The sequence below is a fragment of the Paenibacillus sp. J31R122 genome (assembly GCF_056269185.1).
The window spans coordinates 278,871-299,316 of record NZ_JBWDNM010000001.1 but is presented as its reverse complement, the minus strand read 5'-3'; the positions used below and the strand labels follow the sequence as shown (position 1 = coordinate 299,316).

Sequence of the window (20,446 nt, the reverse complement as noted above, 5' to 3'; positions counted from 1 at the left end):
ACCTCCAGCGCCGCTGCAAAGTGGTTTTGGAGGTTTTTTTCTAGCTCAATCGCGGTCTCAATTGCTTACTAGTTATTTAAGCTTATCTTCTCGTAATAGTCGTATATATCCTTCATTTCATTCGGGGATACGGTTCCTGTGCTTCCGAGCTTCTTAATGCTTACCGCGGAAGCGAGGTGGGCGAATGCCATTGCTTCCACAGAGGTGCTGCCGGTCCCCAGAGATGATAGCAGCGCCGACGCAAAGCAGTCACCGGCCCCTACTGTATCCAGTGGAGGCTTTGCCGGAAGGGCAGGTACCCATGAATAATCGCTTCCTTCCGCACTGATCGAGCCTTTCTCGCCAAGCGTAATGAAACAACGTGAGCCCATTTTACTTGACATGCGCAAAGCAAGCTCCGCCCAATGGGACATCGCATAATTCGAACTATCCTGCGGCAACTGAAAGGAATGGGCAGCTTCCACCTCGTTTGGTTTAATCATCATCCCTTGAAACAAATGAATTCGCTCTCTGCTGTCGACAAGAACGATTTTACCCTCGGCAACCCAACGTCTTAAACAATCCCTGATTACGTCTCCTATAACGCCGAACTTAAATTGATCCGTTACTGCAATTATATCAACCTTATCAGCCATCGCATCCAGCTGCTTCACCAGTTGAGCCACGACATCATATTGCAATGACTTATAGTTATAAAAGTCCAGACGGGGATCTTCCTGCTTCACATTTTGAAGGCCGATTCGTATGGGTTTGCAATATGCTGGCGTACACCATTCCTTTCTTGTAAGTGAATACGTCAAATCGATATCCAGATCAAGAAACGAACGCTTCAGCAATGTTCCTCGCCAATCATCTCCAAAGACGGAGCAGACATAAACATGGCTGCAGCCGATAGATTTCAGATTGGCAGCGACATTGCCTGCTGCACCAGGAGAATACCTTTCACTCGTAACCGGTAATGTATAATGGGGAGTTTCCCTTGAAAGCTCACTTCGCACCATATCGGACTCCCAATATACATCAAGACTTACGTCTCCAATGACACCTGCCTTAAGCAATGGAATTTTACTCAAAATATCTCCGAACCGTCCCTTGCCAAGTACGAAACGGTTGTTTAGCGGCTGCGCGTGGTCTAATTCATTAATCACTTGTTGTATGCCTCCTTCACTTCAAACTCGAGCCAAGAGGACAGTGAGCCAAACGGCTTTAACTTTATGGCCAAGCCGGCAGCTGCCGCTTCTGCCAGTGTAAGCTTGGGCGGTACATTAAACATTTCCAATCCAATATTGTATTCGCAAGAAAAAAAAGGCGCATCCCCATCTGACCCGAAATTTTGCCAATACCATACATAAGGCCAAACGCGCTGATCCCAGCGTACCTCCAGATCAAGTCCCTTATCGGGGTTTTCGATCGTGTATATTCCATCTGTTGTCTTCACTGCCAACAGCTCTCTATGCGTTCCAAGCGGAGGCATACGTGTCAAATCAATCGTCATTCCATCCTGCATCGCGTTGGGCCATGACCATTCGTCCTGCAATGGCGACTGCTGTATCACTGTCGCGCCCGGGGGGAAATGTACTCTGGAGTTTTCATTTACGAAAGGCGCTCCATAAGCCAAGTGATAACCCCAATTTGTCTCCATTGGAACCGGAGCTTCGTTCCTGACGGTTTCTTCGATTCTGACCGTCGTTTCTCCGCTTCTCAAAATGAAGTCCTTCTCGACGTATAATGGGAGGGAGCGCAACCGATGAGTCAAGCGAATTTGAACTTCTTCCTCCTCATTACGAATAATTTGCAGCTCCCATGGATTTACCGCCGTTTCTCCGCGATGAACCGTAGTTCCCCGATAAGTGTGTGTATAGCTCACTTCCGGCATCATTTCCTGCCAACCGCCCGGATATGTCATCTGATAATCGGGATAAAGCGCATGAGGCGGCTGCAGCCCTAACCGGGTTTTCCAGATGAAATCCGTATCCGTCGGCTTGTGAAGCCAGCGAATCGGTTCACCTCCCCTGTCGAGTAGGAGGATTAATTGCAGCTTCTCGTTTTCAAGAAGAACAGCACGATATTTGTTATAGATCAAATCACCAAATATTCGACACCCGCTGCTGCGTTGCATCATTTCACCTCCAGGTCAATTAGAATTAAGCGCGTCCTGCATTACGAGCATAAATTGGCACTATGTCATTTTTATTTTGAATGTTTTTAATTCATACGGCTTGAAAAAAGCGGAAAAATAATGACTTTGTCCATCCATTGGTTCAGCATCCTGCTCTAACAAGTTTACTTCTTCGATCCCTTTCATTTCGAAATAGGAATTGAAGTTTGCGCTTCCCCGCTTGCCGCCATACTCATAGCATCTTACGATCCAGTCATCGGAATCCTCCGCCTTCTTAATCGTATCAATGGCCACATGCTCACTGTCACTTGAGAAGAAGCTGAGCGTGGAAGGCAGCTTCTCAGCTGCAGTTGAAGAGGCTGGAGCAGTTGCAGCAGCGCCGCCTGGTATAGCCTGAATAATAACTGGCGTATTCAGACGCCTGGCCTGTACTTGTGTTCCAGATGTAAACCAATCGCCGGCATGCGGCAGCAAGGAATACGTAAAGGCATGCTCTCCTATATCTGCCTTCGCATCCGGACTGGTTGCCGATTTGATCAATGTAAGGCGAATCGTTTGCTCCTTCACATCATGACCGTACTTGCAGTCATTGAGCAGACTTATACCATAATCTCTCTCGGACAGATCAACCCATCGATGGGCGCATGTCTCGAATCTTGCAAAGTCCCAGCTCGTATTCCAATGAGTTGGACGCTGAACATTGCCGTACTGAATCTCGTATGTTGCATGTGTAACGCGAATATTGACTGGAAAAGCGACCTTCAGCAGCTGCTGCGGTTCATGCCAAGACACTTCCGTAACAAAATCGATTCTCGGATCATCAGCATAAACGACCAGATCCTGACGCAGCTCGGACCTGCCATACCCCCAAACAAACCGGACGACAGCGCGCAGTGATCCACATTCCACGACTTCCACTGACTTCAACTGCTCAATAACGTACGATTTTTCATAATAGAAAATATCAATATCCCAAGCCTCGCTTGCCAGCGGTTTGTCTTCATGCACATCGAACCGGTTGCCGGTCAGTCCCTGAACTATAATCTGACGGTCATTCCGAATATCGTATAGCTGTGTGATCTGACCGTTCTCATTCCACTTAATTTCATAAAATGGTGTCTGGATTCCTGATTCTGTGGCATGAAGGACTTGCTTGCTTGGCACTAGCTTGGCTTCCAATTCCTTGATGCTAAGGAATGTGTAACCCATGGCAGGTACATTTACTTTGAGCAGCTGCGTTTTTGCAGGCTGTGCATCAGCTTTCATATCTGCTGGGAGCTCAATAAGCTCCTCCCGGCTCCAAGGTAAAGAATTGAAGATCATATAGCCCGCTTGCTCGCTAGTATCGATCATTGCAGAGAGACCTTGTGTACTCACAGCAAGTGGAGCCTCGGCCAGCTTCTCCGCTTCCGCGTATTCGACATGGCAATCCTCATACACCTCTGCGATGGATGAGCCCGGCAAAATATCGTGGAACTGATTGCGCAGCACGATCTTCCAGCTGTCATACAGAGAAGCTTGATCATAATTCGTAAACTGAGTCAGCGTACTGTAGAAGGTAGATACCATCTCAGCGTTGCGCAGCAAATTTTCCATATAGCGGTTTATCTTCTTGTTATACGCCTGCGATGTATATGTTCCTCGGTGCAGCTCCAGATACAGCTCACCGTCCCAGCGATGAACATAACGATCGGTGCTCGCCACTTTTTCCTCTAATTTATTGAAAAACTCATCTGCCCGGCCTGTCGTGATTTTCGGTAAGCCTGGCATATTTTCCAAGCGCCTTCTCATCTCCAGCATCGTTCGTGTCGGTCCTCCGCCGCCATCGCCATAGCCATAGGAGAGCAGCAATTCCTGATTAATTTCTTTATCGCGGTAATCACGCCATATACCTGATACCGTCTGCGGAAGCACATGACCGTTGTACGTATAAAATTTCATAATACTATCTGGACTGCGGAACGGATCCGGCGTCGTAATGAAGTGAGTAAGAATTTCAGTGCCATCGATACCCGCCCAATAGAAGGTGTCATGAGGGAATCGATTATACACATTCCAACTGATCTTCGTCGTCATAAAATAGCGCAAGCCCGCTTTTTTCAATATTTGCGGTAAAGCCCAGCTATATCCGAAAACATCAGGAAGCCATAAATATTCGCAGCGAGCTCCGAATTTCTGCTCGAAGAACCGCTGCCCATATACAAGCTGCCTGACAAGGGATTCCCCAGACGGTATGTTGCAATCCGACTCCAGCCACATTGCTCCGCCGGCTTCCCATCGTCCTTCCTTTATTCGCGCTTCGATCTGTTCATAGATCTCTGGATAATCACGCTGCAAATCATCGTATAATTGAGGCTGCGTCTGTAAAAATATATATTCAGGAAACTGCTCCATCAAGCGCAGAACGGTGGAGAATGACCGTGCCGCTTTCTCCCGCGTATGCTTCAGTCTCCACAGCCAGGCTACGTCAATATGGGTATGGCCAATACATCTAACAATAACTTCACTGGCCTTCGGTATTTGCTGCAATTCTTCTTTCAGTCTCTCATTCGCCAGCTGAACACTTTGATAGAACGAGCTGCTGCCCGGCTCACGCCAATCGATCAACAAAAGTGACCTGTCCAGCGCTTGCATCAGTCGTCCATAATCGAAGCCATTCTCATTAACTACATTCAGCGTGTGCCAAACAGCAGATGCCGTATAAAATAAATCATCCGTCGCCGTATCCAGTAACGCGAGCGAGGAATGCTTGATTTCATGCTCCAGATCACTTCTTATCCCTGTCTCACCATTCAAGCCCGACCATATTTTGAACAACAGCTCAATCTTGCAGCCGACAAGATGATCCGGAAGAAAAACCTCCTTATGATTGCTGCCTACCCCTTGGAATGGCTTGCCGTTAATATACAATAATGATTCGAAGCCCCAATTATGTCCGTCCCCTGTTTTGCCGAAATCGAACAGACCCAATATTTGAAGCCCTATCCATTCCTTTGGTACGACTACCTCTGTCCTCATCCAAGCGGTCAGATCTCGCCCCTTCCATCGATCTCCAATATGGACTCGGCTCCATTCAGCATCTGACGGGGGAAGCGCGCCTATTTTGGCTTCCTCATCAATCCAAAAATCATAGCTTGGAATTTGTATTTCGTTCGTATAACGATATTTCTCCAGCTCGGCAATGCGCTTCTCCATTTTCTGAATCATCAATAACATAGGGTTCAAGCTGTTCAATTGTATCCCTCCCAAATGGAAACTCGATAAATAAAACCAACACATCTGTGCTCTAGCACAACTTAACCTCTCGAACAATTACATAACCTTCAAGATTCGGTTTTGGTATAAATTGAACATTTATAAGCTTTCGATCCGAAAAAGGATGCTCCAATACTATTTTATAAAAGGTTATGGAGTTTTCTTTAATAGGCAGCGCCGTACATGAAACCTGCAGCAGCGAGCTATCGCTCATGTGCACATCATGTCTGTCTGACAACGGTGCTTCCCATGATCGGTCACAGCTTGATATGTTGATACCATAGTAAACGGGATGGGACATTGCCGCGCCATCTTCAAACTCAAGCACATATTCACCAAGCAGGTCCTGCTCAGGCTCGATAAATATACCGTCGACGAACGGCTGGTACTCACGGGTAAAGGTCGTTCCATGCGTAATTTCAATATGCGGTCCCGAAAGCGTCGCCTGATTTTTATATCGGAACAAGTCCTCCAAGGTCTCCTCCGTTAATGCCGTGTACATACTTTCATCGTAGCCCTCCTGCCAGAACAATCGACAGCAGTAGGCCATTTCGAAAAATACTCCGTTGCGCTGTAAATAGTCTTCGCGCAAAGCACTCCAATTGGATATGCACGCTCCCTGAACGCCCTTAGATATTCTTCGGCTCCACTCGGGAACTCCAGCTCCCGAAAAGTTGCCAAACACCATATACATGCCGCGATCAAGAAATTCATCATCGTATTCTCGGCGAACGGACCAGTACCAGTGCATAATCCGAAGCTCTTTCGGAATCATGTCAATCGATTTGTACGTTGCAGGAAGGATCTCCTGGAACTGTCCATGTCTATGTACCTCACGTTCAGAGCCTCCTTCAGCATTTCCAGATTTGGAAACAGCTTTAAGCAATTTATCGCCCCATAACATCGTTTCAATGCCTTTGGACTTCAAATAACTGTGGATTTTTATCAAATCCTCCGTATAGATCTCCGCTGCGTCCTTACCTTTGCATCGATCACAGACGCCAATAGAGTAATACTCGTCGTGTCCGATATGGATGACCTCCGGCTCGAATACTTCAGCCACTTCATCCAATACATCGAACAGGAGCTCATAGCTTGCAGGATTAGACGGACAATACGTATCTGGATACGAATCCAGCTTCCTTTCCGCGAGCTCAGGATGCCTAGTGAGCAGATAATCGCTATGGCTTAATGAGGGGACTTCAGGAATCACATCTAATCCCCGCTGCTTACAATACGAGACTAAATCCTTCACTGTCTCTTGAGCAAGCCACTCACCGCCGCCATTCTCACTATGGATCGCATTTTTTTTCCAGTTGCTAGATCTCTGTATTTCTTTCGCTCTGCCCGAATATCTCCGCATCTCATTACTGTAATCTACCCACCCTTCATTTATCTCCGGGTGACGTTTATATTCCATCGCGCCGCCGATCTCGATTACGATCGTGTTGTAGCGATAATAACAGGCCATATCAATAAAGCTTTTGAAAAAATCGATATCCTCCTTGGCTGGAAGATAGATTTTAAGACCGCGAAACGGACATAAAGGAATATTATAGATAAGTCCATGATTCAAATAGCCATTAATTGTGAGTTGCTGCAAGCTATAAGCGCCATATATTAGTCCCCTGATACTGGTCGCATATACGCAAACATCATCGGAAGCCTCTATGATATAGCCGTCCTCACTGTCTGTGTATACATCACCAAAGGATCGTCGCAATTTCTCCCTAAGCTCTTCATCTATCTTTTGAAAAAATCGAACAGCAGCATAGGAATGTGAATGTTGAGCTTTGGATAGCGCTTTCACGACGATTTGATTAAGAATGTTATTCTCACTATTCATTGCAGTATTCGTTGTCAGATAAGCTCCTGTACTTTCAATCTTCTCATACCTATTTCGCGTGTTGAACATAGTCACTCTACCTCCCTTCTCATCCAACAAACATTCATGAAGAATCAATTTACTTAATCATTAATTAAATGTATTATATAAATGAATAATCACTTTGTAAAGCACTCATTCTTGTATATTCAATGGAGGATAACGATGAACGCAAACTCAAATGATTATGTAGGGAATCGATTCACTTCAATTGACCTCACCCAGCATTACAACAGAAACATAGCTGCGTTGCGTGAAACCGACTGCTCTGCGCGTGTTGTTCAAAACTCGGAGCATCTGCTAATCGGTCAGCATGAGCTCTGGGGAATTCCTTTCACACTTGGCCGAGAGGAGGGATCCGCCAATATTATTTTATTGAAGGATGAGGACATCCACATCGACTTCAAAGCTCCTCTCCATGATCACCAGCTTATCTTTTTGCATAGCGCTGATTTCAAAGAAACAATGACTAATGAAGACGGCATTACCAGTCCTATGATGGGGACACCACGGCTTGGTGAACTTGTTTGTGAATATAAGCTCATCTATTCGGATGGTACGGAAGCGGTAATCCCTATTAAGAGGCGATACCAGATCAGCGAGTTTCAAGTGAAGTGGGGAGAAAACGGATTTGAAGCCGTGAAGCATGTTAAGCCGCGAACGATGCGTACCAACTCGGATATTCCGCGAGGCGAAGCACCGGAAATTCCATGGGGTCAAAGTCAGCTGCGCAATACTTTCCAAGGCTTCGGCAGCGTCATGCATCATTGGATCTACTCCCTGTCGAATCCGTATCCCGAGAAAGAGCTAACTCGATTGGTTCTTCATCCTGTTGACGGTACTGCCTTTATTTTCGGTATAACCCGAACTAATATGGCAACTAATCCCCTGCGTTGGGACGTGCGCAGAAAGGTGCATTATACGTCCAAAACTGGCTTTGTACCTAACCCTTTCGGCAGTCATCCCAATATTCGCTTGGATCTTGGCGAAGTTATCTCAGTCACGCCGGTCCTTGAATATAATCATTCGAATTGGATTGATCATACCAACCCTTCTCTGCCGACACCGAAGACAAATGAGTGGATCATTGAGCTCACGGCACATAGTGAAGCGTATCTCTACCTAGGTGAAAATGAGGAAGATTGTATCGAACTAAAAAATATGGCTGCTTATGATGAATTCCAGACGATGGAAACTCGTAAACGGAAGGTTACACTCAAAACTATCGATAAAATATCCGGACAGCCCGTTCCCTCCAAAATTCATATTCACGGAAAATTCGGCGATTACATTTCTCCCATTAACGGCCATCGCATTCCGAACGCACATTGGTTCGAGGACTATGGAACAGAGCATGTTCAAGGCAATCATTTCAGCTGCTACATAAATGGGGAAGCAGAATTCAATCTGCCGTATGATACCGTATATGTTGAAGTCACCAAAGGATTTGAGATAAAACCGATTCGCGGAACCTTCACGATTACAGACGAAGTGGATACGATCGAGATCATCCTTGAGCATGTATTGCCATGGCGGTCTAAGGGCTGGGTTACTGCCGATACGCATGTTCACTTTCTATCTCCACAAACCGCACTGTTAGAAGGGGAAGCAGAAGGTGTGAATGTGGTCAACCTGCTCACCAGCCAATGGGGAGAGATGTTCAGCAATCTCGGGGATTTTGATGGTAAAACTACAATTGGATGTGTCGAGAACGGGGGCAGCGGAGAATACTTAGTACGGGTCGGGACAGAAAATCGCCAGCATATTTTAGGACATATCTCCTTGCTTGGCTATAGCGGTAAAATGATTCTGCCCTTGTGTACTGGCGGACCGGATGAGTCTGGACTGGGAGATCCTGTAGATATCTCCATTACGCAGTGGGCCAGACTTTGCAGAGAACAGAACGGCATCAGTGTAATCCCGCATCTTCCGAATCCTAGAGCCGAAGAGGCGGCTACTATTATTTTGGGGGAAGCTGATGCCATTGAACTATGCTCCTTCGAAAACAAAGGGATCAACCCGTATTCGTTATCGGATTGGTACCGTTATCTGAACTGCGGCTATTTGTTGCCTGCCGTTGGAGGCACAGATAAGATGTCTCAGGAAACAGCGGTCGGCACCATCCGAACCTATGCCCTTATCAAGGATCTTCCCTTTACGTACGATAATTGGATGAAGGCTGTCAGGATAGGCCAAACGTTCGCTACATACGGTCCACTGCTTGAATTCCAGGTCAATGGTCATGAGATGGGCACCAAGTTCGAATTGAAATCAACTGGAGGTACGGTAGATGTTGTCTGGCAAGTATCCTCAGCAACAATACCTGTAACCAAAGTAGAGCTTGTCGTAAACGGTGAACTCCGAGAAGTATTCACGACAGGTTCCGAGCGTATGAACAATAGTGGGCATTGGTCAGTGAAAGTAAAGGAAAGCTGTTGGATCGCTCTGCGTGTGCGCGGCAGTGATCACGATCAAACCGAAATTATCGCAGCCCATTCCAGCGCGGTAATGATCACGGTAGAGGGCAAGCCATGCTTCAGCTCATCTGACGCCGTTACTATCCTGGAGCAAATCGAAGGCTCAACCGCATACGTGAAGACACTAGCTACACAAGCGGACGAAAGAGCCTACAAAAAACTATTAATGGCACTGACGAGTGCTCACCGTGAGCTGCATCATCGCATGCATCACCACGGCGTTATGCATCGACACAGCGCACCGGACAATCATGAAGGACACTCCCATTAAAGCTTGAATTCGAGTATAGGGCCAACTAGCAACCAATGCGCCCATACTGAGTTCGTATAAGAAGTGCCGCTAGGGAAATGATCCCTAGCGGCACTTTTTTGCAGCTACTATTCACTTATTTATTAAGTTAATTTCCAGTAATTATACATAGTTTGTAAACAATTACTAGAAATCCTCCTTACTGTCAGCTAGAGCGCGGTACTCGAGACTGTTGATGGGCTCATCCAACAAATGTCTGAATAAAAGAGCGGCAGCACCTACTGCGCTTTGAGAGCTCCCGAAAGTAGACGGCTCCAGACGCAGCTTGTCCTTGACAAAGCTATACTGACGAAGCTGCAAATTCGACAAGACGGGTGACAAATATTCAGACAAGTAGGGAAACAATCTTCCACCAAGCACAACTACTTCCGGATCGTAAAGATTAAACACATTGATGAGTGCATTCTCCAAATAGTTCAGCGTGTCATTCATGCACCTCAATGCCTCTGGATCTCCATTCGATATCGCTTCCTTCAGCGATTGCATCGAATTTCCCCCGGACCAGCGTTCTAAAATTCCCGGGATCGAACCTACCGTTTCCCAGCATCCCTTATTGCCGCAATCGCATACTTTTCCGTCCATTTTAATCGTCATATGACCAACTTGTCCATACAGCCCGTTCGTACCCCGCACGATTTCACCATTAGAAACAAGTCCACCGCCTATACCGATCCCCATCGTAATGAACAATAAGTTTTCCACATTTCTACCGTTACCGAACGAATATTCCGCCAAGGCTGAAGTTCGAGCATCGTCTTCAATTAATATTATTTTAGAGAAATGCTCGCTTATTTTGGACTGAAGATCAAACCCGCTCCATCCCGGAAAATTCGGAGGACTCAGTAAAGCTCCCTTCTTATAATCGATTGGACCGGGAACCCCGATTCCCATACCGAGTATATGATGATTACCGGATTTCTCCACCTCTTCTTGCAGCTTTGTCAATACAGGAAGTATTTCGCGAAAATACCTGTCTGGTCCGTCAGGATCATTTATATCATTACTAATCGATTCCAGTATTTCACCCTTCAAGTTCGTTAACACAATCTCGTAGGAGGATCGACCAATGTCCAGCCCGATTAGACGGTAATACCCCGTATCAAAGCCAAGCATAACTCGTCTTCTCCCAACATTTCCTGATACAGATTCGAATTCTCGAATCACCCTTTGCTCTATTAACTCATGCGTCAGATTAGTAATCGTGCCTGATGTCAACCCCGTCTGTTTCACTAATTCTACCCGCGAAACTTGTCCCACTTTCCATATTTGTTTCAATATGGTTGACATGTTCTGTTGTTTAACTTGCTGAAGATAGATTAATTTATTCGTCGTAATAAAGGTCTCCTCCTTACAATCCATTCACTTAATGATTATATTAACTCTGCATCCATTTTGATTATATCATACAACATGCACATTTTCCTGTACAAATGATTCGAAGGGATAACAGTTGTAAATCATCGCGTTTTTTATAAAAGTGAAACGAATGAAGAAGCTAGTAGAGTAAAAGCAGCTCGACCTCTAATGAGGAGCGAGCTGCTTTTATAGTTTTTTCATTTCTAATTGTAGCTGCCCTTTATTAAAAAGTAGAGCTTATGTTGCTCATTCAAGCAGACGTCTCTCGCTCTACGTTGATAAGCATCGATTTAAGAGGAACCATCGAATCCTCAGGAACATAATACTTGAATTTGTTATCGCTGATTTGCCCGAGCAGCTGACGGCGGATCGGATCGGCATCCTTCAGGAGGCTGTCCGAAGCGGTATGATAATCGATAGGGCGCATCCAGATCGGACTGTAGCCGAGAAACAGCTGTCTTCTTGTGTATTCGGATTGGTTCGGAGAGCCTGCGTGCCATAAGTTCTGCGCAAAAATGAACACATCTCCCGGTTTCCCGCATACTTGAACCTCCCCGTCCAGCTGCATCCGCACATCCTTATTGTTGGGGTTATAAGGCTTCTTATGACTGCCCGGAATAACTTTCGTATTGCCGCGGTCTGGTTCCGACATATCGCTTAAAATGTAACAAGTCTTAATATAGTAGGTAGCTGTCAAGCCGGCAATTACGGGAAACTGCGGATGAGGTCCATCCTGATGCCAATCGATAAAGCTGTGCGAGGCTGTCTTTGCTTCGTTCGGATTTGGCTTTCTGATCGTTAGGTGGGAAATATGCAGCTGAATATTATGACCGAGCAAATTAACGATTAACGGCAGAATAGCCGGTTGATCGATCATTGAAGCAATCTCGGCATGACGCTCAACGCTGTTATAAATATTATGGGCAAGCGTGTCCGGCTCGTTCGCGATAATTTCGTCGATTGCGATATTCAGACGATCCACCTTTTCTTGCGATAATACTCCCGGTAAAACCAAATAACCCTGCTCATTAAATTGATCCATCAATTCCGGAATATTCAGCTCGGCTGTCTTCATCATTCATACCTCCTACTTGTATTTAATTTGATTATATATAAAGAATTTACATGTTATAATGTATGAATAATTAAAAATCCTTGTATATAATTTCACATTTGGAGGGAGCTTCCCTTTGGAACTTACTCGATTTCATGAGCCCGATCTGCATTACCATGTATACGTGAAAGACGCTGTGCATTTCCAAAAAACGCATGACACTTACGATCACTGGGCTTTGTTTATTGTCGAAGACGGCGGCTTTGAATACAGAATGGGCAGCCAAAGCGGAAGAGCTGTTAAAGATGACGTCGTGCTGTGCCCGCCTGACTTAACCTTTTACCGTAAAACTAATGGTTTATCCTTTCATTTAATGGGATTTCAATGGAACGCTAACCTTGACCTTGACCATTCGAGCACAAAAGATTTCCCGCCGATCGGAAAACTTCGTTTAATGAACAACAAGAGATTTCATTCTTCCCTCTCTCAGTTTCGTGAAGCCCATTACTTAAATGCAAGCCTTGGTTTCGAGTACAAAAAACATCTTCTTAAGGATCTGCTCTATCTGCTGCAGATTGAATTATCCGACCAGCAAACGACGCCTTTGTTCAGTGAGGAGCCTCTCCTTCAGCGTGCAGTGCACATGCTGCAGCAGCAAGCTGAATTTGGAGTTTCGCTAAAAACGATCGCTTCAGAACTCGACATAAGTCAAGTTCAATTGACTAGGCTGTTCAAACGTGAGTTCCGCATCGCTCCCAGCACCTATGCCGCTAATCTCCGAATGGACAAAGTCAAGCAGCTGCTGGTCCATTCCTCACTGACCCTTGCCCAAATTGCCGAGCACTGCGGATTTACAGACGAGCACCATTTAAGCAAAAGCTTCAAGAAGCTATTCGGCATCAACCCGTCCACTTATAGAAAAACGTATAGTGTCTAATAAACAAGCCGACCGTAAATTGACCGGTCGGCTTGTTTGATGTCATCGATTTATTTAACTGCCATATCCTAAAGCTTTCAGCTGCTCATTAGCACTGTCCAGAAAAGCTTTATAGTTCATAGACGTCTCCAATGTCTGGATAAAGGCGTCATATTCACTTAACGGACGTTTATTATAAATAAATTTCGCAATCTCTTCCTCAATATAACGATTTGCGTCAGCTATGTTGAAGCCTTCCGGATTATCTATGAATCCGTTCAGCGCTTCAATACGGGGCTGATCGTTGGCGAATGCAATCGCATCGGACTGAGCGGCAAACTTAGCCTGCAAATACTCCATTTCAGGTCTGCCAGTAAATTGGTACAGCCAGGAATAACCGACTTCACCTGATTTATCTGTCATCTTCGGCTTGCCGTTATCAATCGTGAAGTGTGTATCCTTCACCCCAAATTGCACAAGCATCGAGCCGCCTTCCGGATTTGAAATATAATTTAGCAGATCGAATACCCGCTGCAGCTTCTCCGGATCCTTCTCCAGCGCCTTCGGAATGGCGAATCGGCCCGGCGTCGCACCAATATCCCAATATCCGTCGTATTGTCCCCCATCCCCGGTTGGCGCCGCAATCTGCAGCCATTCCGCTTTCGGATTAACGGTTTTGATTTGTTCCACGAACTGCTCCTTGGTGATATTCGGCCAATCGATATAAACAATGCCCGCCTGACCCTTGATTGCCTTCTCTTGATGCTGTAGTCCGCTATTGGCCAGCAGCTCGGGATCAACAGATCCTGAAGCATTCATTTTCCGAATAAACTCCAACGCGTCCTTCATCGCTGGATCATACAGAGAATTGACGACCGCCCCTTGTTTCTCATAGAAGTTGCCTGGCATACCTACGCCGAATCCGCCGAATATTACCGAGAATGCGCCGAGCTTGCCACCCGTTAAACCGAAGGTATCCGGCTTTCCGTTCCCGTCCGGATCGTCTTTGGTGAAGGCTTCCGCCACGTTTGCTAATTGCTCCAGGGTTGTAGGCACCTGCAACTGCAATTTATCCAGCCAGTCCTTGCGAATCCATAAGGTGTTGTAAGGGATTTGCGGAGATTTGGCAATACCGTATACCTTTCCGTCCACCATTCCCTTTTTGACACTGTCTTCACCTATGTAGGCTACCGTTTGCTTCAATTTATCCATGTATGGCGATAAATCAAGCAGCAGCCCTTGTTTAGAAAACTGAATGAGCTGCTGACGGTCGACCATAAACAGATCCGGGAAATTTCCCGAGGCCATGCGGACATTCAATTGATTGCTGTAATCATCCGCCGATGGGTAAACGGTCAGATTCAGATCGATGTTCAGTGCTTTGTCCAGCTCCTGCTTAATAATATCCTTATCCGGCGAAGGCAGGTTGTTTCCAGTCTCGATAATCTCGAGCTTAACCGGCTTGCTGTTTGGCTGCGCCGTTTCTGTGCTTGGCTGGGCGGTATTGCTTGGCTCGCTGCCAACTTTTTTATTGCCGTCTCCTCCGGAACAGGCTGCAAGCAGGGCTCCTAAAATCGAAACGGTTAACATCAAGGAAAATATTTTTCTCATCTTCAAATCCCCTCTCTAAACTTTTTAGTATTGTATAGGTCCGCATAGCTGATAAGTTATCTATGCGTCCTTAGTCAACCTTTGATCGATCCTAGCAGCATGCCTTTCGTAAAATGCTTCTGAAGGAAAGGATAAATGACGATAACGGGCAGACTGGCGATCATAACGGAAGCCATTTGCATGGTCTGAGTCGGCATCATATTCTCCGCGTTCTCAAGCGGCTGCTGGCTTTGCATTAGAATCTCCCTGACGACAACCTGCAAAGGATACAGCGTGCGGTCTGTAACGTAGAAAACCGCTTGAAAAAATTCGTTCCAATGACCGACCAGATAAAACAATCCTACGGTAAGGAGCACAGGAATCGAGAGCGGAGTTACGATTTGGAGCAAGATACGGAACTCTTTGGCTCCGTCCATCCTCGCGGATTCGAACAGCTCCTCAGGCAGCCCTTCAAAAAAGCTCTTCATAATAAGCACATTAAAGCTCCAAACCGCGTTAGGCAATATCATAGCCCAAATGGAGTCAAGCAGCCCCATGGACTTTACAACCAAATAGGTTGGAATGATTCCTCCGCTGAACAGCAAAGTAAACACGATCATCATCAGAAAAAAATTTCTTGCCGGCAGGTTTCTGCGGCTAAGCGGATAAGCCATCAGGCCGGTCAATATAAGATTGACTGCCGTACCGACAACCGTAATAAGAACGGTAATTTGGAACGCCTTCGGAATATTCGATTCCGTTAATAGTGTTCGGTAGGCAGAAAACGTAATTTCTCTTGGGAACAAAATAAATCCGCCATTGCGCAATACTTCTCCGAAGGGGGTGATGGATACTGACACTACGTACAAAATCGGCAAAATGGCAGCAAGACCGCATAACCCCAGAATGACATAGACAATGCTGTTAAAAATTTTATCATCGAGGCTTCTTACCATATGCCCTCACCCCACTTCTTCGCCATACGGTTGGCGCCTAATACAAGTATCAGCCCAATGACGGACTTGAACAATCCGACGGCAGACGCCAAGCTGAAATTCAACTGCTGCAAGCCTGTTCGGTACACCCAGGTGTCGAGGATATCCGCAACCGGATAAACCTGTATATTGTACAGAATGTAGATTTGATCGAAGCCGGCATCAAGCAGATGGCCCAGCTTTAGAATAAATAACAAGATAATGATGCTTCTGATACCCGGCAGCGTAATATGCCAAATCATGCGCAGCCGGCTCGCGCCATCCACTTTAGCTGCTTCGTATAAGGTAGGATCGATGCTCGCCATCGCGGCCAAGTATATGATCGCCCCCCAGCCGAGATTTTGCCAAACCTCGGATCCGACCAGAATGCTTCGGAAATAATCTGTAGAGGTAAGGAACGGGACTGAGCTGCCCCCCGCTTCTACAATCCAGCGATTTATCAAGCCACCGTTTTGAGAGAACAGTGTCAGAAGAATACCGAAAATAATGACCCATGATAAGAAGTGCGGCATATAAGTAAGCGTTTGAACGATAGACTTCAACCAACGAACACGACATTCGTTCAGCAGCAGTGCCAGTACAATCGGAGGCAGCGTCCCCCATACCAGCTTGTATAAGCTGATTAATATCGTATTGCTTAACAGCTGGCTGAAATAGGGAGATTCATAAAATTGCTGAAAATGCTTATACCACGGATTGACCCACGAGCTCCCCGTTATACCATCCAGGATGGCAAAGTTTTTAAAGGCAATAATGACCCCATACATCGGAAAATACCGAAATATGATGAAATAGATTACACCAGGCAGCAGCATGATGTAAAATGCCCGGAATCGCCAGATGGTTCTGAGAAACGACTCCAGCTTTGTTTGCGGAGCAGGCCGTATCCGAGGGGTGGGCGTAAAGCTTTGATTGGCGTTCATTTTATCCCTCCTTGGGTGTATGCGCTTCCAATAGTGTAAGTATAAACATCCGCACGCTGCGCCGATATACACAAAAACGTAAAAAATGTACAGATTTAAGGAAACAAACTTGATAGGACACGCATCATTGATCAGACTTAATACACGAAGAGGCTGTCCCGCGGGACAGCCTCTAAATCTTAGATATAAACTTAACTCCAAATGCCTAAGCGTTCATCGCTCTCCGTGAGAATCGGCATATCGACACGAATAACGGTTCCCGCGCCCCGCGCGCTTCCAATCCGTAAGCCGTACGGCTCGCCGTGATGAATTCGGATTCTTTCATGCACATTTCGCAGTCCAATGCCTGTAAATCTGTACATAGAACGCTCCTGCTCTATATTGTCTTGAAGCAGCTTGATTATCTTCTCCCTTGTCATGCCTATGCCATCATCACGAACATAGAGCCTCAGCATACCCTTCTCCAGCACTCCTTTAATAGTTATAAGACCTCCATTATGAGGCGTTATCCCATGAAACAACGCGTTTTCCACGAGTGGCTGAAGGGTGAGCTTAAGAATTCGGTAATGAAGCAGGCCTGGATCGATATCAAGCTCATATCTATATTGTTCTCCATAACGGACTTGTTGTATATGCATGTACATACGCAGGCCTTCCAGCTCTTCATCCAACGAGACATACTCCGACTGCTTGTCAAAGCTGAAGCTTAGCAGCTTCACTAGTGAGCGGATGGTATCGCGCACCTCGTCTATCCGCTGCTGCTTGGCTAGACTGCTTATGCAAGCAAGTGTGTTATATAGAAAGTGAGGCGCGATTTGACTTCGCAGCATCTTCAGCTCGTATTCCTTCTTCTGCTCCTCCGCCGACTTCATCTTCAGCAGGAGACTCTGGATCCTCTCGAGCATGGCATTGTAGCTTTGCGTCAGCCTGCCAATTTCATCCTTCCTCGTGACCGGCAGCTTCACCACTACCTGCAGGTCGTTAAGCCGATCCATTTTCTCGACGAACCTGCGAATCGGATGTGTGAAGGAATGGCTGAGAAGGTACGCGCTGAGCAGCAGCACAACGATCCAAATGATGCTAGCCGTCCTGTAATTATTGTTCAACTTCTGCAGGTCCTGATAGAAATAGTCCTCTTCGATAAAAGCTGCAAGCGTCCAGCCCAAACGGTTTTTCGTCGATTTCACAGCTACTAGCGGATTCAAGGAGTGTCCTTCTATGCCGCTAACGCCGACTTTAAGTGAAACAAGCTGCTTTCGAAAGTCGTCCTTAAGAATCGGCGGATAGGTAGACTCTTGAAAGGGAAGCAGCTTATCACGTGAATCCAGCCGGTTAATGACATTTCCGTCCTTTGTAAACAAAATATAAGATTGATAGATCATAGGGGCGATTCGCTCCGTGAGCAAATTCAGATCCAACTCGACAACGACAACTCCCTGCACTTGTTTGCTTTCATCCGTAATCGGCAATACGTAGGCAAGCGTATGTCCGGACATAGGCGAATAGTAAGGCTCACTGACGTTAATGGCCCCGTAGTTCTGAAGCGCAAGCTCGTAGAGCTCATGCAAGCGGGGATTGCCAATAATCTCATAATACACCTGTGTGCTTGCAAAAACATCGCCATCGGCTCGAACCATGTACAGTGTTTTGGCTATCGAATTGTTATAATCGGAAAATTTGCGCAGCGTATCGACGGCCGCTTCCTCATTTCCCTCCTCCAGCAAATCCGAACGAGTTGAGAGCAGAAGCAGCATATTTTCCACATTGTCCAGGCTGGCATCAATATATTGATTGGTACGGCTTAAAAGCAGCTCAGCATCGCGAATCACTTGATTCTTAAGCATACTCTCAGCTTCATGGAGATTGCGCCATGCAAGCACCAGAAACAGCAGCAGAGTCACGATAAATAGATAGATAAACTGCTTGGTAGCAAGACCAAGGCTGGCATACCAATTAAACAGCTTCGACATATTCCCATTCCCCCGCGCATGGTCTCTCGTGCAGTTAACTATGCCTTTTATAATCCGTAGGGGACACCCCCGTCCAATTCCGAAACGTAACGGTAAAATAGCGATAGCTCGGGATCCCGACCTCTTCTGCAATTTCATACACTTTCTTGTTCGTATGCTTCAGCAGCTCGACTGCCTTCTCCATGCGCAGCCGGGTAATATACTGATTGACAGAGCTCCCCGTTTCTTCGCGAAACAATTTACTGACATAATGCGGACTAAGACCTACCTGCTCAGCAATATGGGGAAGTGAGATCGGCTCCTGCATATGCTCTTTGATCCATTGAACGGCCGAACGAATCTCGAATCGCGAGCGCGTCCTTCCCCCCTCCACTGCTGCGATATCACGGACAATGCAGGCGACCATTTGAGTCAAAGTATGCGACCCCATCAAATGCGAAATGCTGGATCCGTCCAGCTCTGCGCCTTCCTGTACCTTCAGCCACTCCACCTGCCAATTCAGCATGCGCTCCTTAAGCTGCTGCTGCTTGATGCGATTTATTAAGCACCAACTAATAAATTCACCCTGCAAAAAATCTCTCAAGCTCGCAGTGGACCAGCAAGCCTTTCTTAGCATTTCGTTCAGTTCCTTGGCCTTCTTATCTGTCATATCCATTAAAGGCAACGGATGACCAATGAACACTTGGCTTTCCAAGGAGCTATCATAAAAAAGCGCGTCCTTCCATTCAGTCGAATAAGTGAGAGACTGCGTCAGCTCTTCTTTGGTTGAGAACGGTTCGCTGACAATGGCATGTGCCGCTCCGCTATGATCGAACAGAGGAGAATCCCTCTTCATCAGGTCCGTTAAGGCTTGCGTCACTTTGCCCAGCGATTGTAAGACAGCCTCGGAAGGTTGCCGCGCGCCTATAAGAATGAAATACTCCATTTCCCTTATCGTCAGCCATGTCAACCAATTTAAATCCGATCTTTCCATATCGGTCAGCGTTTGCTGAATACGCTGTTTCACCGGCAAATATGCTGAATAAGGAGCGTCAAGAATCAAGCGTACTAATAAGACAGGGTTTTCCCCATTCAACGCGATTGGATGCCAATCGGTGCTGTCCAGCTCTTGTCCGTGCAGCAGTTTTCCGAATAATGCGGCTTGCAGCAGCCTTTGCTCCCTTTTTTCATTATCCTGAGCAATACGCTCCTTAACGATCACCGCTCTTACTTTGTCCATCGCTTGCTTTAATTCATGCTCTTCCATCGATACCTTCAAAATATATTCAAGCGCTCCAAGGCGAAGCGCTTCTTGCACATAATGAAAATCGCTGTGACAGGTCAGCAAAATAATTTGAACATTAGGATATCGCTTCCTCAATTCTCTTGTGAGCGTGATACCGTCCATAACCGGCATCGTAATATCTGTAATTACGACATCTGGCGTATAGTCTCTGCATAGATGCAAAGCCTCCAAGCCGTTGCTGGCTTCGCCAATTAATACAGCATCGCATTTCTCCCATGGGAATATCCGAAGCTCCTGTCTTAGAGGAATCTCATCGTCGACGATCAGAACGCTAAGCGGCTTCACGGCCATGATTCCCTCTCCTTTCAAAT

General features: G+C 46.3%; 13 protein-coding genes. 2 read left to right on the top strand and 11 right to left on the bottom strand.

Going from position 1 to position 20,446, the window contains the following annotated elements:
- Positions 1–68 precede the first annotated feature (68 nt).
- Genes AC0YN7_RS01050 through AC0YN7_RS01035 form a run of 4 tightly spaced genes read right to left on the bottom strand, consistent with a single transcriptional unit; the run spans position 69 to position 7,289 of the window.
- Complete coding sequence (locus tag AC0YN7_RS01050; RefSeq protein ID WP_475808088.1) at positions 69–1,148, bottom strand: bifunctional heptose 7-phosphate kinase/heptose 1-phosphate adenyltransferase; 1,080 nt, start codon at positions 1,146–1,148, stop codon at positions 69–71.
- Positions 1,145–2,122: a DUF4432 family protein gene (locus AC0YN7_RS01045; RefSeq protein ID WP_475808087.1), complete on the bottom strand. Its 978-nt coding sequence runs from the start codon at positions 2,120–2,122 to the stop codon at positions 1,145–1,147. The genes AC0YN7_RS01050 and AC0YN7_RS01045 overlap by 4 nt, the downstream gene beginning before the upstream one ends.
- Before the next feature lie 57 nt (positions 2,123–2,179).
- Positions 2,180–5,353 (bottom strand): alpha-mannosidase, encoded by a 3,174-nt coding sequence (locus AC0YN7_RS01040; RefSeq protein WP_475808086.1) that lies wholly within the window; start codon positions 5,351–5,353, stop codon positions 2,180–2,182.
- 52 nt (positions 5,354–5,405) lie between these two features.
- The gene (locus AC0YN7_RS01035) at positions 5,406–7,289 is read right to left on the bottom strand and encodes a family 20 glycosylhydrolase (protein WP_475808085.1); all 1,884 of its coding nucleotides are present in this window, start codon (positions 7,287–7,289) and stop codon (positions 5,406–5,408) included.
- A 135-nt stretch (positions 7,290–7,424) separates the two neighbouring features.
- On the opposite strand from AC0YN7_RS01035, the gene AC0YN7_RS01030 reads away from it, so the two are divergent.
- The gene (locus AC0YN7_RS01030) at positions 7,425–10,007 is read left to right on the top strand and encodes a CehA/McbA family metallohydrolase (protein WP_475808084.1); all 2,583 of its coding nucleotides are present in this window, start codon (positions 7,425–7,427) and stop codon (positions 10,005–10,007) included.
- A gap of 165 nt (positions 10,008–10,172) precedes the next feature.
- Here the strand turns inward: AC0YN7_RS01030 and AC0YN7_RS01025 are convergent, their stop codons facing one another.
- Positions 10,173–11,276: an ROK family protein gene (locus AC0YN7_RS01025; RefSeq protein WP_475808083.1), complete on the bottom strand. Its 1,104-nt coding sequence runs from the start codon at positions 11,274–11,276 to the stop codon at positions 10,173–10,175.
- Positions 11,277–11,652: 376 nt separating this feature from the next.
- Positions 11,653–12,477, bottom strand: a complete 825-nt coding sequence (locus tag AC0YN7_RS01020) for a phytanoyl-CoA dioxygenase family protein (RefSeq protein ID WP_475808476.1) — start codon at positions 12,475–12,477, stop codon at positions 11,653–11,655.
- Between the two features lie 115 nt (positions 12,478–12,592).
- On the opposite strand from AC0YN7_RS01020, the gene AC0YN7_RS01015 reads away from it, so the two are divergent.
- Complete coding sequence (locus AC0YN7_RS01015) at positions 12,593–13,393, top strand: helix-turn-helix domain-containing protein (protein WP_475808082.1); 801 nt, start codon at positions 12,593–12,595, stop codon at positions 13,391–13,393.
- Between the two features lie 54 nt (positions 13,394–13,447).
- Here the strand turns inward: AC0YN7_RS01015 and AC0YN7_RS01010 are convergent, their stop codons facing one another.
- The 5 genes from AC0YN7_RS01010 to AC0YN7_RS00990 all read right to left on the bottom strand — a co-directional run bounded on the left by AC0YN7_RS01010 (position 13,448) and on the right by AC0YN7_RS00990 (position 20,426).
- A complete protein-coding gene (locus AC0YN7_RS01010; protein ID WP_475808081.1) occupies positions 13,448–14,983 on the bottom strand; it encodes an extracellular solute-binding protein in 1,536 nt (511 codons plus the stop codon).
- Positions 14,984–15,057: 74 nt separating this feature from the next.
- Positions 15,058–15,918: a carbohydrate ABC transporter permease gene (locus AC0YN7_RS01005; protein WP_475808080.1), complete on the bottom strand. Its 861-nt coding sequence runs from the start codon at positions 15,916–15,918 to the stop codon at positions 15,058–15,060.
- On the bottom strand, positions 15,912–16,880 hold the full coding sequence (locus AC0YN7_RS01000) for an ABC transporter permease (RefSeq protein WP_475808079.1): 969 nt from the start codon (positions 16,878–16,880) through the stop codon (positions 15,912–15,914). The genes AC0YN7_RS01005 and AC0YN7_RS01000 overlap by 7 nt, the downstream gene beginning before the upstream one ends.
- A gap of 191 nt (positions 16,881–17,071) precedes the next feature.
- On the bottom strand, positions 17,072–18,850 hold the full coding sequence (locus AC0YN7_RS00995) for a cache domain-containing sensor histidine kinase (RefSeq protein WP_475808078.1): 1,779 nt from the start codon (positions 18,848–18,850) through the stop codon (positions 17,072–17,074).
- Between the two features lie 34 nt (positions 18,851–18,884).
- Positions 18,885–20,426 (bottom strand): response regulator transcription factor, encoded by a 1,542-nt coding sequence (locus AC0YN7_RS00990; RefSeq protein ID WP_475808077.1) that lies wholly within the window; start codon positions 20,424–20,426, stop codon positions 18,885–18,887.
- Between the last annotated feature and the right edge of the window lie 20 nt (positions 20,427–20,446).

Coding starts and splice junctions, on each gene's coding strand:
- AC0YN7_RS01030 (WP_475808084.1), top strand. CDS start 7,425: ATGAACGCAAACTCAAATGATTATGTAGGGAATCGATTCACTTCAATT.
- AC0YN7_RS01035 (WP_475808085.1), bottom strand. CDS start 7,289: ATGTTCAACACGCGAAATAGGTATGAGAAGATTGAAAGTACAGGAGCT.
- AC0YN7_RS01020 (WP_475808476.1), bottom strand. CDS start 12,477: ATGAAGACAGCCGAGCTGAATATTCCGGAATTGATGGATCAATTTAAT.
- AC0YN7_RS00995 (WP_475808078.1), bottom strand. CDS start 18,850: ATGTCGAAGCTGTTTAATTGGTATGCCAGCCTTGGTCTTGCTACCAAG.
- AC0YN7_RS01010 (WP_475808081.1), bottom strand. CDS start 14,983: ATGAGAAAAATATTTTCCTTGATGTTAACCGTTTCGATTTTAGGAGCC.
- AC0YN7_RS01045 (WP_475808087.1), bottom strand. CDS start 2,122: ATGATGCAACGCAGCAGCGGGTGTCGAATATTTGGTGATTTGATCTAT.
- AC0YN7_RS00990 (WP_475808077.1), bottom strand. CDS start 20,426: ATGGCCGTGAAGCCGCTTAGCGTTCTGATCGTCGACGATGAGATTCCT.
- AC0YN7_RS01005 (WP_475808080.1), bottom strand. CDS start 15,918: ATGGTAAGAAGCCTCGATGATAAAATTTTTAACAGCATTGTCTATGTC.
- AC0YN7_RS01000 (WP_475808079.1), bottom strand. CDS start 16,880: ATGAACGCCAATCAAAGCTTTACGCCCACCCCTCGGATACGGCCTGCT.